The organism is Oceanobacillus halophilus (assembly GCF_003628505.1).
GTDB lineage: Bacteria > Bacillota > Bacilli > Bacillales > Amphibacillaceae > Oceanobacillus > Oceanobacillus halophilus.
In genome coordinates, this window is record NZ_RBZP01000009.1 from 18,779 (window position 1) to 33,701 (window position 14,923).

At 34.8% G+C, this 14,923-nt stretch carries 13 protein-coding genes; 9 read left to right on the forward strand and 4 right to left on the reverse strand.

Annotation, left to right across the window (positions count from 1 at the left end; all coding sequences use genetic code 11):
• Positions 1 to 59: 59 nt before the first annotated feature.
• The 6 genes from D8M06_RS11850 to pepF all read left to right on the forward strand — a co-directional run bounded on the left by D8M06_RS11850 (position 60) and on the right by pepF (position 7,263).
• Positions 60 to 1,277, forward strand: a complete 1,218-nt coding sequence (locus D8M06_RS11850; protein WP_121204622.1) for a putative glycoside hydrolase — start codon at positions 60 to 62, stop codon at positions 1,275 to 1,277.
• A gap of 209 nt (positions 1,278 to 1,486) precedes the next feature.
• Positions 1,487 to 2,074, forward strand: a complete 588-nt coding sequence (locus D8M06_RS11855; protein WP_121204623.1) for a GNAT family N-acetyltransferase — start codon at positions 1,487 to 1,489, stop codon at positions 2,072 to 2,074.
• Between the two features lie 465 nt (positions 2,075 to 2,539).
• On the forward strand, positions 2,540 to 2,935 hold the full coding sequence (spxA, locus tag D8M06_RS11860) for a transcriptional regulator SpxA (protein WP_085992713.1): 396 nt from the start codon (positions 2,540 to 2,542) through the stop codon (positions 2,933 to 2,935).
• 440 nt (positions 2,936 to 3,375) lie between these two features.
• Positions 3,376 to 4,050 (forward strand): adaptor protein MecA, encoded by a 675-nt coding sequence (gene mecA / locus D8M06_RS11865; protein ID WP_121204624.1) that lies wholly within the window; start codon positions 3,376 to 3,378, stop codon positions 4,048 to 4,050.
• A gap of 91 nt (positions 4,051 to 4,141) precedes the next feature.
• Positions 4,142 to 5,335 (forward strand): competence protein CoiA, encoded by a 1,194-nt coding sequence (locus D8M06_RS11870; protein ID WP_121204625.1) that lies wholly within the window; start codon positions 4,142 to 4,144, stop codon positions 5,333 to 5,335.
• Positions 5,336 to 5,448: 113 nt separating this feature from the next.
• On the forward strand, positions 5,449 to 7,263 hold the full coding sequence (gene pepF / locus D8M06_RS11875; protein WP_121204626.1) for an oligoendopeptidase F: 1,815 nt from the start codon (positions 5,449 to 5,451) through the stop codon (positions 7,261 to 7,263).
• Positions 7,264 to 9,576: 2,313 nt separating this feature from the next.
• On the opposite strand, the gene D8M06_RS11885 is transcribed toward pepF, so the two are convergent.
• From D8M06_RS11885 to D8M06_RS11895, 3 genes are all read right to left on the reverse strand, one after another.
• Positions 9,577 to 10,455 (reverse strand): ClpXP adapter SpxH family protein, encoded by an 879-nt coding sequence (locus D8M06_RS11885; protein WP_121204628.1) that lies wholly within the window; start codon positions 10,453 to 10,455, stop codon positions 9,577 to 9,579.
• 18 nt (positions 10,456 to 10,473) lie between these two features.
• The gene (locus D8M06_RS11890) at positions 10,474 to 10,860 is read right to left on the reverse strand and encodes a globin domain-containing protein (protein ID WP_121204629.1); all 387 of its coding nucleotides are present in this window, start codon (positions 10,858 to 10,860) and stop codon (positions 10,474 to 10,476) included.
• A gap of 125 nt (positions 10,861 to 10,985) precedes the next feature.
• Positions 10,986 to 11,558, reverse strand: coding sequence for a CYTH domain-containing protein (locus D8M06_RS11895; RefSeq protein WP_121204630.1), 573 nt, complete (start codon positions 11,556 to 11,558; stop codon positions 10,986 to 10,988).
• 170 nt (positions 11,559 to 11,728) lie between these two features.
• Between D8M06_RS11895 and yjbM the strand changes: the two genes are divergently transcribed.
• From yjbM to D8M06_RS11910, 3 genes are read left to right on the forward strand one after another with little or no spacing between them, the layout of a single operon-like run.
• Positions 11,729 to 12,337 (forward strand): GTP diphosphokinase, encoded by a 609-nt coding sequence (gene yjbM / locus D8M06_RS11900; RefSeq protein WP_121204631.1) that lies wholly within the window; start codon positions 11,729 to 11,731, stop codon positions 12,335 to 12,337.
• 38 nt (positions 12,338 to 12,375) lie between these two features.
• Positions 12,376 to 13,179, forward strand: a complete 804-nt coding sequence (locus D8M06_RS11905) for an NAD kinase (RefSeq protein WP_121204632.1) — start codon at positions 12,376 to 12,378, stop codon at positions 13,177 to 13,179.
• Positions 13,180 to 13,200: 21 nt separating this feature from the next.
• Entirely contained in the window at positions 13,201 to 14,085 is an 885-nt protein-coding gene (locus tag D8M06_RS11910) for an RluA family pseudouridine synthase (protein WP_121204633.1), read from the forward strand.
• On the opposite strand, the gene prpE is transcribed toward D8M06_RS11910, so the two are convergent.
• On the reverse strand, positions 14,069 to 14,809 hold the full coding sequence (prpE, locus tag D8M06_RS11915) for a bis(5'-nucleosyl)-tetraphosphatase PrpE (protein WP_121204634.1): 741 nt from the start codon (positions 14,807 to 14,809) through the stop codon (positions 14,069 to 14,071). The genes D8M06_RS11910 and prpE overlap by 17 nt on opposite strands.
• Between the last annotated feature and the right edge of the window lie 114 nt (positions 14,810 to 14,923).

The window sequence follows — 14,923 nt, forward strand, 5'->3', positions numbered from 1 at the left end:
ACAAAATCGTCAATTTTTGCTATATACTAATTTTAGGAAATGTTAGGAGAGATATTATTATGGGGAAGAAACAACTTAAGATTTTGAGCATTATCATCACGACTTTCCTTTTCAGTGTTGGATTACCTTATAATACCTACGCAGAACAATTAGATGGTATTAGTGCTCATTCAAAAAGAGAAACAGGAATAAAACTGATGGATGCGCAACAAGAAATCAAACGCTTCACATTTCATTCGGGATATGAGTTTGAATATCCGGATGCTGTAAGAGGGATTTATGTAACCGGAAATTCTGCTGGTTCAACCAGATTTAATTCATTGATTGATTTAGTGGATTCTACAGAGTTGAATGCAATGGTGATTGATATAAAGGATGATTTTGGCAAATTGACTTTAAATGTCGAAAAAGGGTCACCATTTGAGGATATAGCAGCGAATTACATCTCTAATCCAAAAGCCATGATGGATATATTGGAAGAAAAAGGTATTTATCCAATCGCTCGTATTGTTGTGTTTAAGGATTCCGAACTGGCTAAGAAACGCCCGGATTTATCTTTTGTTGAAAATGGAAAGGTATGGAAAAACTCAAGAGGTGAAGCTTTTGTTAATCCTTTTCAAAAAGAAGTTTGGGAATATAATTTAGAAATTGCCAAAAAAGCAGCTGAAATGGGTTTTCAAGAAATACAATTTGACTATGTTCGTTTCCCAGAAGGATTTGAGAAAATGGATGAGGCTCTAGAATATTCTATGGGAGATTATAAAAATGTTGAAATGAATAATGTGAAGAAACGTGTAGAGGCGGTTACAGAATTTGTGGGCTATGCAAAAGATGAACTAAAAGCCTATGATGTGGATGTATCAGTCGATATTTTTGGTTATGCTGCTACACTGGAAGAAACACCTGGAATAGGACAAAATTTTTCAAGGATATCGGAAAATGTAGATATTATTTCCTCCATGATTTATCCAAGTCACTGGTCCAATAATTACTTTGGAATACAAATTCCTGATACCGAACCATATCGATTAGTTAATGAATACGCAAAAGTCGAAAATAAAGTTTTAGGCTCATTGAAGAATCCACCAACTTCCAGACCGTGGATTCAAGATTTTGAAGCTCCATGGTTGTACAGTGGAAAAACAAAACAATACGATAAGGAAGAAGTGGAAGCACAAATTAAAGCACTTCATGAAAATGGAATTAATGAATTCTTACTTTGGAACGCAGGAAATAAATATACGGAAAACGTGGATTATTTAGTTGGACAAAGTTAATAATTAAGAGATATGGATAAAATGAGGCAGATCTCTTGTAATAGAGAGGTCTGCTTCTGTGATTTATCCTTATCGCTGAATTTGAGACAAAACCTCCCTATATCATGGGAAGTACCGTTTTTCAAATGGCGATTTATTGGTTATACTGTATGATGGTAGCGTTTTAATAAGGTGCCGATACTTAGGGATAAACATGAAGGGGTAGATCAATGAACTGGTATGATAAATTAAAAGAATATTTTCCAATAGAAGAAATGAAATCAAGAGAGCATATGGAGCTATTGCTAAAAGAGAAAAGTGATGTTTATCATAAAGATGAAAGCTCAACGCATGTATTAATGTATGCAGAATTTGATACATTTATTTTTATTGATTATATTTGGGTATCCGGAAAAACACGAGGGCAGGGTATAGGACATCAATTAATAGAGAAATTAAAAGCGAAGAGTAAGCCAATTATCCTTGAGGTTGAACCAGTTGATTATGAAGATACGGATTCAGAGAAGCGATTGCATTTTTATCGTAGAGAAGGTTTCACTCACGCGAAATCAATTGGATATAATCGCAGGTCGCTAGCCACCAATGAAGAAACACCGATGGAGATATTATATTGGTCTCCAACTGATGACACCGAAGAAGTAATCTATAATCAAATGAAGAAAATGTATGAAGATATTCATACGTATAAAGATGAAGAAATATACGGGAAAGCATATCAGCCAGCGGAAGAAGTATTAAGTTATGATGAGGATAGAGATTCACGTGATATTCTTGGGAGTTTAAAAGCTAAAAAGTAACCTAAGAAAAAATGGCATTCGCTGAAAGAAAGTCGAATGTCGTTTTTTCTGAAATTGCTTTTCTCATTTTACTTTTATGACTTTATGGTTGATAGCAACTGTACAACTTCTAAAAACAACAACCTATACGAAAAGACTCTAAAATAAGAACTTATTTATTTTGTCAATTATTAACTTTTTTCAATTAGCTAGGTTTAACTGAAAACAGATAAGGGTATCTTATATAGTAAATAAAAACATTCTGTGAACATTAGAAAATTACCTTATATTTCTAAAAAAGGCTCTACCTTTTGCTTGACAAATGTAGTATACTATACATAGAAGGTTATTTAAACTTATTTTAATTTAAGAATGGAATAAGATTTAAAATGTTTACATGTGCGTGCTCAAAAAGGAGGACAGGACTTTTTGAACATCCAGTACTAAAAGAATATATATACTTATTAGAATGAGGAGTGAAGTAACATGGTCACACTTTATACCTCACCAAGTTGTACATCTTGCAGAAAAGCAAAAGCATGGTTAGAAAAGCATAATATACCATATAAAGAGCGCAATATTTTTTCTGATCCGTTAACTCTGGATGAGATTAAAGAAATATTACGTATGACTGAAGATGGAACTGATGAGATTATTTCAACACGTTCTAAAGTTTTTCAAAAATTAGATGTTAATATTGAACAACTACCTATGAAAGAATTATTCCATTTAATTCAGAAAAACCCTGGTCTTTTAAGGAGACCGATTATTCTTGATGAAAAGCGTCTGCAAGTTGGTTATAATGAAGACGAGATTCGGAGATTTCTTCCTAGAACAGTTCGAACGTTTCAGTTACGTGAAGCACAAAGAATGGTTAATTAATCTTGGTGGAATTGCATATAATATGGTAATAATAAAAACGCAGAATAGTAATTGTTCTGCGTTTTTATTCTAATCTAATAATGATTTCCAGTTTTTATGCCGTGACAAACTCAGCAATATGGTATAGAATATTAAACTAACTATTCTTATATTCATTGAATAATTATGTATTACTGTACATGGATTTGGAGAAGTAGCATTAGAAATTATTTTACATTATATGGGCATATTAATTTCCAATATACCGTACACTATCATACAATAGTAATAGGAATAGATGAATGAATAATTAGAATGAAAAGCAGTTTCTCGCATATAAGACTGACAATATTCAATTATATAGATAATGGTGAAGTCGTCTCTTCCACCTAACTGTTTATACTTTTATGTTTAGAAGGCGAAGGTAAACGTTTTTCTAATAAGAAGGGAGAGAAAGAGTAATGGATATAGAGAGAATTAATGAAAACACAGTTAAGTTTTATATTTCTTATCTTGACATCGAGGATCTTGGATTTGAAAGAGAGGAAATCTGGTACGACCGTGAACGAAGCGAACAGCTTTTTTGGCAAATGATGGACGAAGTAAACTATAAAGAGGATTTTAATGTTGATGGTCCACTGTGGATTCAAGTTCAAGCACTGGAAAAAGGTTTGGAAATTATTGTAACGAAAGCGAAAATAACAAAAAATGGCGAGCTTCATACGCATGATGGATTAATTGATGAACATTTTGAGGATAAGATAGAGAATTTCTTAGAAGATAAATTTGGTAAACATGTTGCACAAGAAGAAGAGGAAGATATGGTTGATGATGCGATGTGGATAATTGCTGAATTTAATAACTTTGAAGATGCGATTCAATTAAGTCATTATTTCCAGGACGATACGGATAGTGTGGAAGAAACACTTTATTTCTATAATAGTAAATACTATTTATTCATGGAGTTCTCTCCTGACTTACTTGATGATCACTTACAGGAAGATTTAATTAGTCAAGTATTAGAGTTTGCAAATGATTCTGATATGTCTATTCATGTATTAGAAGAATATGGAAAGAAAGTGTTTGAATATAATGCATTCGAACAAATTAGAAGTTATTTTCCAGCGCAAGTATAGGTACTCAATTATAAGGGTGCCTATTTTATTTTTGTTTTCTTGCAGGATTTGGCGAACATCTGTCGAAAACTAGTAGACGAGGTGATGCGTAATGCTGCAAGCAAAATTAAAAAATGGACATGTACTTACACTTGCTAAATTAACCGTAAGCGAGATTCAAGAATTTAAGGAAAAGAAAGAGGCATTTTTCTGTCCTACCTGCATGAAGCCGGTTATGATAAAGGCTGGACCTAAAATGATTCCTCATTTTGCTCATTACTCAAGTGAGAATTGTCCATCACAAGAAGGTGGGGAAGGAACCTACCATGAACAGGGTAAACTATTGTTATTTAATTGGCTTAAGAGTCAGAACTTAAATGTAGAGTTAGAAGCTTATATTTCAAGCATACAACAACGCCCAGATATTTTATTAACAATCAATAATAAAAAGATAGCCATCGAATACCAATGCGCACGATTGAAAGTAGATCAAGTTCAGAAAAGGAACAAGGGCTACTTGAAAGCTGGAATTGTTCCTATATGGATATTAGGTGCCAATCGATTTCAAAGACAAACTGGAAATCATATTAAACTTGATTCGTTTACCCAGCAATTCATTCATCGATTTACCCCAGAATTACCTACAATACTTTATTATTTTTGTCCCCATACTCATCAGTTGATATCTGTTCAAGACTTATTTTTCACAAGAGGTAATCAAGCATTAGGAAAATTTTATATAAAACACATTAACCAAAGTCAGTTCACTGATCTTTTTAAAATGAAGCGCTTTTCCAAACATGAATTAATGAAACGATGGAAAAAAGAAAAGGAGAGGTTCAGAACGTGGCCAAGGAGAAAGATTTATGGCAGTGAATTAGCGTGGCATCAATGGTTATACCTTAACAAAATGCATATTGAGTTACTTCCCTCGATTGTATATTTACCGATACCTTCACAATATCTAATGCGAACACCACTATGGAACTGGCAGAGTAGAATTTGTATGGATTTTTTGTCCCCATTACCTGTAGGAGCTGAATTTTCGATTCTATCCGTAAATTTTCTCTTAAGAAACCAACTCCAGTCATCTTCAACATTTCCATTAATTCAATCATCCCATCATCCAATCAAACAATATTTTCAATTACTTACCTATTTAGAAATAATTCAGCCGACAACAGAATTCACCTATAAAAAACTACAATCTATTCAACTTCATAGCAATATTCATGATGCCTTAAAACAAGATGAAATGGTGTTAAATAAAATAATCCATAAACGAACAAACAAAATTCAAGCATGAATTCCAAGTCTTTCGTTATACTATTTAAATAGAGATGTTTTATCAAACTCTAAAAGGTATTATAAAAACTTTCTAGAACTATATTATGTAGAAGAGGAAAAGGAGGAAGAAAAATGGCAAAATCCACGAAAGAATTACCAAAACGAGAAGCACTTTCAGAGGAGAAAACATGGAAATTAGAAGATATTTTTCCAACGGATGCACTTTGGCAAGAGGAATTTAATAAATTGCAGGAGGATATACCTGAAGTAAGTAAATATCAAGGAAAATTAGCGGAATCGGCAGATACATTATATGAGATGTTAAAACTGCAAGATAATCTTTCAGAAAGGTTAGGAAAACTTTATACATATGCTCATATGCGATACGATCAGGATACAACTAACTCAACGTATCAAGCCATGAATGCACAAGCAGAGAATGTTTTAACACTTGCATCAAGTTCTATGAGTTATATTGTCCCAGAAATTCTTACAATGGATGAAAGCAAAATAGCTTCATTCTTAACTGAAAAAGAAGAATTGCAGACTTATAAAAAGGTTCTAGATGAAATTACTCGGCAACGACCACATGTTCTTAGTGAAAAAGAGGAGGCGTTATTGGCAGAAGCATCCGAAGCGCTTTCAACGGGATCACAAACCTTTAGTATGCTTAATAATGCAGATTTGACATTCCCATCAGTAAAGGATGAAAATGGAGAAGAAGTAGATTTAACACACGGACGTTACAGTCGCTTTATGGAATCCAAGGATCGTAGTGTGCGAGAAAATGCTTTTAAAGCAATGTATGATACCTATGGTAAGTTTAAAAACACTTTTGCTTCTACCTTAGGTGGAACGGTAAAGACACATAATTTCTCTGCAAAAGTACGTAATTATGAATCTGCCCGACAATCTGCGTTGGATAATAACAATATCCCAGAAGAAGTGTATGATAATTTGGTAGAAGCAGTTAATGAAAAATTACCATTGCTGCACCGTTATATGGAGCTAAGGAAAAAAGTATTAAAACTAGACGAACTACACATGTATGATATCTATACACCGCTTGTGAAGGACGTAGATATGGAGATTTCTTATGAAGAAGCAAAGGATTATGTGTTAAATGGTTTGAAACCACTTGGAGAAGACTATGCAGGTGTTCTGAAGGAAGCTTTCGAGAATCGTTGGATTGATGTGGAAGAAAATAAAGGGAAACGCAGTGGAGCATATTCATCTGGTGCTTACGGAACCAATCCTTACATCTTACTAAACTGGCAGGATAATGTTAACAACACCTTCACATTAGCCCATGAACTTGGTCATTCGGTTCACAGTTATTATACGAGAAAACATCAGCCATTCCGTTATGGAAATTATTCCATTTTCGTTGCTGAGGTAGCATCAACATGTAATGAAGCATTGTTAAATGATTATTTATTAAACAATCTAGAAGATGAAAAGGAAAAGCTTTATATATTAAATCATTTCTTAGAGGGATTCCGAGGTACAGTTTTCCGTCAAACCATGTTTGCAGAGTTTGAACATGACATTCACGTGAGAGCACAAAATGGTGAAGCGCTGACAGCAGATAAGCTAACGGAAATTTACTATGATTTGAATAAAAAATATTATGGGGATTCGATTGTTTCAGATGAAGAAATTGGATTAGAATGGGCAAGAATTCCACATTTCTATTATAACTACTATGTATATCAATATGCTACAGGATATTCTGCTGCTACCTCTCTAGCTAATCAAATTTTAACAGAAGGAGATAGCGCTGTAGAACGTTATTTAGATTTTCTTAAAGCAGGAAGCAGTGATTATCCAATAGAAGTACTGAAAAAAGCTGGTGTAGATATGGCATCGAAACAGCCTATATTGAATGCATTGGACGTTTTCGAGGAAAAATTGAACGAAATGGAAAAGCTATTGCTGAATCAATAAAAATGGGAGGAGCAGTCTAAATCTGCTCCTTTCAAGTGGAAATAGGGAAGCCTAATATTTATCTACTGGTAAAATAATAATTACTAATCTACACTATACTATAAAAGTGAATTTTTTGTGAATGTATGAACATATCTATTGCATGATTTGTCTAAACTTGCTATTATATATTTGTAAGTTAATTACACAAACAAATACCCCTTTTGTTTGATCATGAAACTTTCTCCCATCCCCCCTTTGTATTTATACAAAGACGGAAATAAAGGATATGCGCTGCCCCGCATATCCTTTTTATTTTGTAATTTGTTTGTCTATCAAGGTTTAAAAATTTTTGTATAGACTGTTGATAACTTTAATTCAGAATAATGTAGCTCTCGCTTACACTTATGATTGATTAGTGCAATCATTCGCTCCGGCAGAATACTTCGCTTTCCGCGGGCACGGCCTCAGCCTTCTTGCGGAAAAACCATACTGCGCCTGCGTCTACTAGTAATGCTTTGAAGTAGGCTTCCTCGGCGCAAGGGCCAAAGAAGCTTAATCAAGGAGTTCCCTCGCTGCGGGGTCTTCGGACACGTGCTATTCCCGCAGGAGTCTCCGTATTCTGCCTCCGCTAAGATAGATGCTCAAGTCTTTTTTAATTTATAACTCGTGAAATCACGTTTAAGACCGTTATTCTTCTTAAAAACAGCATATTTTCATATTCCTTATTTAGTAGAGCAGACAACATAGCGTAGTGTATTTCCGTAGCGAAGACTAAGCAGTATTCTTAATTAAATAAATCAACAATTTCTATCAACTGTGACTTTTAGACAGCAATACATAGATAAGAAAAGAGCATAATGAAAACAGTAAAGTAGAGAATATATTTCAGAAGTTGAAATCGGATCTTGAACTTTTTGTGAATGTATGAACAAAACTATTGCATGATTTGTCTATACTTGTTATTATGTATTTGTAAGTTAATTACACAAACAAATACCCCTTTTGTTTGATCATGAAACTTTCTCCCATCCCCCCTTTGTATTTATACAAAGACGGAATAAAGGATATGCGCTGCCCCGCATATCCTTTTTCATTTCCATTATTAAGTTAAGGCTCTTTTCTAAAAGATTGTTGTTTTTTACATTTTTATAGACTCCTGATTAACTTAATTAAAGATAAATGTGTAATGTAGTGCGTTGTTGATTTCCGCTCTGGGCAGTCGCTTTCCGCGGGTCGCTGATGAGCCTCCTCGTGCTATCGCACTGCGGGGTCTCATCTAGGCCTCTCTTCCCGCAGGACAAGGAAGGCTACGGCAGCATTACATCGCACGAAGAAAATTGCCCTTTATTTTCGAGGAGTCGACTGCCCTCCGCTCCAATCAACACTGTTTTTAGAGCCTGACCATTTTTGGCTAATATCAGAAGAATTATCATTTATTCATTTATTAAAAGATACCCAATTATATAAGAAAGTTGAACAGCACAAATCAGCGGAGGAAATACGCGGAGACTCCTTGAAAAAAGAAGATCACTTTTTTCTGCGTGCGATGTTTCGCTGCCGAAGCGTTCCTTGTCCTGCGGGATGAAAAGCCTAGGTGAGACTACGTAGAGCGATAGCTCGGAGTTGGCTCAGCAGCGCCCGCGGAAAGCGTAGTGTATTTCCGTAGCGGGTAATAGCACTAATGTTAATTGTATATATGCAATTTCTATCAACTGTACAGTTTCAAAAAGCAACAAACTATACGAAAAGAGCCTAAGTTAAAAATGAGGCTTTTAACATGGGAACAAAGAGTATCCTCATCTCATCCTTCGTCGATATGTCTTTCGATTAGTGAAAGAATAAATAGTTAAATAAATAGAAATAAATAATAAAGGCAACGTAATATAAGGTGGAATTAATTGCATTAGACCGAAAATATTGAGAAAAAAGGCAACTAGTGTCAAGAGAAGAAATAACATAGGATAAAACTGTTGCATAAAGATCACTACTCCCCCTAATCTGATGAATAGTACATATATATGAAGAGTCTGAGAAAATAGAAGGGGACAAATTGAACTTTTTGTGAATACATGAACAAAACTATTGCATGATTTGTCTATACTTGTTATTATATATTTGTAAGTTAATTACACAAACAAATACCCCTTTTGTTTGATCATGAAACTTTCTCCCATCCCCCCTTTGTATTTATACAAAGACGGAATAAAGGATATGCGCTGCCCCGCATATCCTTTTTATTTATGTTTATCATAGTGATTGGGTAAAGAATGTCTATTAGTTTTCATAAGTTTAATAACTTTACTATAATAAAAAAAGCCTTAAAAATAAAGGCTAATCAAGGTATTTCCAAAATGTGCCACGCTTAGAGCTCATTCGATTTACTTTTTGTTTGAATTGCAGCTTTTTCATTTCTTTTTCCGCTTTCGAGATGGGCCAATCATATATAATAGATATTTCTTTCGTCCCAACTACATCATATTTCTTTAAAAGTTCCTCGAGTGGTGGCTTCTCAGAAGGGATTGGGATAGTCTGCAAAGTCTCTTGTAATATAAATTCATATACTTCATATGGATAAAGTCCAGATATTTTTATGCCCTGAGCATCGGTAGAATGATTAAAAAAGACTATGGTAGGTGTATCCTCAATTTCCATCTCATGCGTTAATTGGAGATCGCATTGTATTGCTTTTTTTGCTGTTGCTGAGTATAGATCCTCTGAAAATTCCTCCATATCCAGTTTTGCTTCTTTTGCAATATTCATTAATATATCTTCTTTGGAAATGTCATCTTTTCTTAAAAATAAATACTCTTGAATCTTACGTAGGAAGGCTCTTCCTGCTTTCATTCCTTGTATCTCTGCTGCTTTAATTGCTAAGGACACCCTCCATGGACTGGAAATGGCCTTTTCTGAACCCTCGTTCAATTCTGTATCTAACTGTCTCGTTATTTTTTTCCAATAATCCATCGACTTAATTGGTTTACAAAGCGTTTCTCGATTCAGGGAACTACTCACAATTGGCCGGATAGTGAAAAATCGCCCATATTCCATGGAAAGTTTTTTAAAATATGGCTCAAAATACCAACATTCTGGGCAAAATGGGTCAATAAAAACATACATCTCGATTGGTTTAGGATTGAATTTTAGATAGTCGTAGTTTTCCGATGTGTTTGTGCTATTCTCACTTCTTAGCCCAGTTTGATCCCAATTCACATCGAATTCTCCTTTCTATCAATCTGGTGTATTCATCATATGATTGGCAGTCATGGTCAATTTTTCAATAATCACTGTATGGTATGGCTCTTGGATATTTGCTTCCAATAGTGCTTCTTCCATACAGTGGAGCCAAGCATCTCTCCTGGTCGGTGTGATTGGAAATGGCAAGTGACGTCTTCTTAACATGGGATGACCGCGGTCCTCTTCGTAAAGTCTCGGTCCGCCAAAAAATTGTGTTAGAAATAATCGCTGTTTCCTGGCTGTTTCCGTTAAATCATCAGGAAATATAGGTATAAGATCAGGATGTCTGCCAACTCTCTCATAAAACAAAGTAACAATTCGGTCTATTGCATCAGAGCCTCCGATTGCATCATAAATATTCCGATGTTTTATTTCCTTCATTATTGTACTCCTTAAGATAATTTTGCTACCTATTCACTAGAAATCAATTTTTGGATATTTGATTACATTTTATCAAGGAAAGATTAAGTGGGCAACCAATGTGATTGGAATAGGTAGAAAATTCTTTATTTTTCTAATGATTTGAAAAAACGCTTAATTTTATTGGGTGTTGTTTTTTTCTTGATTCCAAATTCTGTCAATATGGAATGAAATGTTTCTATGCCAGTATCTTCATCAGGGGCCTCTAATTCAAATTCATAGTCTTCTTTTTCATTATATGTGCTGTAATCTAACACAAGCAGCGTATTTTGAAAGCTTACTTCACGACGTTCAGTAATTAGTTTTCCAAAATAGACTAAATCATGTGGATTCACGCCAAGGTGGTGTATTTGTTTCATTACTTCTGGTTTGGGAATAATATGTCCATTAATCCATTGATTGGCTTCTTCTTCTGTTAACACATCATGGGTTTCCTGTAAACCTAATTCATGAGGCTCTTTTAAAGTTAAGCGGTATTTTCCATTCTTTTCTCTAATTCGCAGTGCACATCCTTTTTCTTTAAGAGCAAATTCTTTCGTTTCAAAATAATAGTTTGATTGTTTTACACTATATTCAGGAAAAGGTAATTTATCCAATAAAATTTTAAATTCTTCTTTAGTCAGTAGATTTTTATATTCAATTTCAATCTCTTGTGCCATAAAAATGCGGCCTCCAGTAATAATTTATGATTTACCGTATGAAGTAAATATACTAATGATTATCGCCAATATTAATGTAATTTGCAAAGAAAAGGAATCTTGCTAGTATGTTAAAATAAATTAGGCTATAATTTGATTGAACTGATTGATATGTAGGAGTGTGTTTATAAATGAATTGGGAAGCTTTTTTAGCTCCTTATAAACAGGTAGTGGAAGAATTAAAAGTAAAATTAAGAGGGACTCGCTCGCAATTTGAATACCAATCGAGTCATTCTCCCATAGAGTTTGTAACAGGAAGGGTTAAACCAATCCCAAGTATTCTGGAAAAGGCGAAAGATAGGGATATTCCATTAGATAATATAGAGAAAGAAATTTATGATATAGCTGGAGTACGTGTCGTTTGTCAGTTTGTTGATGACATCTATACCATTGTCAATATGCTCCGGAAACGAGATGACTTTACCATTTTGGAAGAGAAAGATTACATAACAAAAAAAAAGGAAAGTGGATACCGTTCTTATCATATGATTATTGAATATCCAGTGGAAATGGTACAAGGCAGAAAGCTAATTTTGACCGAAATCCAAATTCGAACATTGGCCATGAATTTCTGGGCAACTAATGAACATTCATTAAATTATAAATATAAGGGAAGCATTCCTAAGGAAGTGAAAGCGAGATTGCAAAGAGCTGCAGAAGCGGCTTTTAAACTGGATGAAGAGATGTCAAAAATTAAACATGAGATTCAGGAAGCACAGCGAATATTTCATCGTAAATAGAAAAGAAGAAACTGCAGAGAGAAAGGGAGGCAATTTACATGAAATTTAAAATAATTTCTAAAGGTGATAAGCGGTCAAATAAGATTAAATCAACGATGAAGCAATACTTAATGGATTTCGAATTACAGTATGACAGGGAAGAGCCAGACTTGGTTATTTCAGTTGGTGGAGATGGTACATTTTTAGAAGCATTTCATCGTTATCAGGAACGTTTAGATAAAACGGCATTTATCGGTGTTCACACAGGGCACTTAGGTTTTTATGCAGATTATACACCCGACGAGTTGGAGAAGCTGATCATCGAAATTGCCAAAACTCCTTTTCAAGTCGTTGAATATCCTTTGCTTGAAGTAATCATACGTGGGAATACTGGTGAAAAAGAAGACCGATTACTTGCACTCAATGAAGCAATGATTAAAACGTCAGAAGGATCGGTTGTTTTTGATGTAAAAATCAAAGGAGAGCATTTCGAAACGTTTCGTGGAGATGGCATTTGTATATCTACACCATCAGGAAGTACAGCTTATAACAAAGCACTTGGTGGTGCAATTATCCATCCTTCTATTGAGGCGATTCAGTTAACTGAAATGGCATCTATAAATAATCGCGTATTTCGAACGATTGGATCACCACTTATCTTACCAAAACATCATACTTGTTTATTAGAACCAATGAAAGATAAGAGTTTTTTACTTGCAGTTGATCATTTTAATCGAACGTATAACAACGTAAAATCTATTCAATGTCGTGTTGCCAAAGAGAGAGTGCGATTTGCGAGATTTAGACAATTTCCATTTTGGAATAGAGTGAGGGATTCTTTTGTTGCGGAAGGAAATCAGTAGCTATAGAAAGGCTGAGTTCATATGAAATGGATTATTAGTAACCTCCATGCTTCTATTACCATCCGTGATTATTTGCGCGAAATTCATGAATTTTCCAGACGCACATTAATTGCCGTAAAGCAAGAAGGCGGTATTCTTGTGAACGGGCAACCTCAAACGGTTCGTTATATATTAAAGGTAGGGGATTTATTGGAAATTTGCTTCCCAAAAGAGTCGACAGGCCCTTTTTTAAAACCAGAAGAAATGAATCTATCGATTGTCTATGAAGATGATGCGGTACTAGTAGTTGACAAACCAGCAGGAATGGCAACTATTCCTTCGGTGCATCATCCTTCTGGGACAGTTGCTAATGGAATCTTATCGTATTATTTGAAAAATAAGTTACCCTTTACCGTTCATGTTGTTACACGATTGGATAGGGATACTTCAGGATTACTGTTGATTGCCAAACATCGCTACAGCCACTCCATTTTATCCAATGCGCAACAAACTGGAAAAGTAGAGCGAGGATATAAGGCAATTGTGGAAGGGAATATGTCTGTAGAAAAAGGTGTGATTGATGCACCTATTGATAGGAAAGATGGATCTATAATTGAAAGAATGGTTAAAAAAACGGGCAAACGTGCAGTTACCCATTTTCATACAGAAAAGATCCTATCTACTACTCATTCTCTTTTGAACGTTCAGCTAGAGACTGGAAGAACACATCAAATCCGTGTTCACTTTTCTTATAAAAATCATCCATTAGCCGGTGATGATTTATATGGTGGAAACACGGATTTAATTGACCGGCACGCTTTACATTGCTTTCAACTTTCGTTCGAACATCCGTTTACAAAAGAAAGAATACTACTTGAGTCTTCTTTGCCAGAAGACATGAATAGGTTACTTAATCAAATGAATTAAATTTTTCTTCTAACAGTGGCTGTTTGGATGGAACAGACACTGTTTTTTCCTCCGGTAATCGAAAAGCAGTAAGTTTATTTCCGAATACACAGCCAGTATCAATGTTAATGGTTTTATTTTTAATCCTTGGTTCTTTAACCGGTGTATGACCATAGACAATCCATTGGTCACCCTGGTATTGTAATGCCCAGTCTTTGCGTATCGGGCGTCCATCAGGATGGAATTCTCCAGAAACATCCCCATATAAAACAAAAGACTTTACTTTTTTATCGTCACGACCAATCAGCTCTTCTTTTATTCCAGCGTGAGCAATAACTGCTGAAACCTCAGGTATTTCCAAATAAAGTGGCGCTTTCTCATACAGAGTCATAAATTGTTTCTGAATTATTTTTTGCTCTCTAGTCGATAAGGCTTCATATTCGGAAACAGTTGTCTCAAGCCCGTGTTTCTGCTGAACGTTATTCCCTAAGAAAAAACGGTACAGTTTATTGCAATGATTACCAGGAACATATTTCGCTTTATCCTGTTCCACCGCCATTTTATAAACGAGTCGAATGACAGCTAACGAATCAGGTCCACGGTCCGTGAGATCTCCAACGAATATCGGTATTCTTCCATCAGGATGAACATAAATATCGTCTGTTCTCTCATAACCTAGTTTTCTAAATAAATCGTGCAATTCCGCTATACATCCATGAATGTCCCCAATGACGTCAATTTTCATGATTCTATAACCACCTTTTATATTCTATTTGCTATGTAAAGAAAATTGGATTATGCTATATTTTTGTACATACTAAACACCAAATGATGTTTTTCATCTATAATAATTGTATAC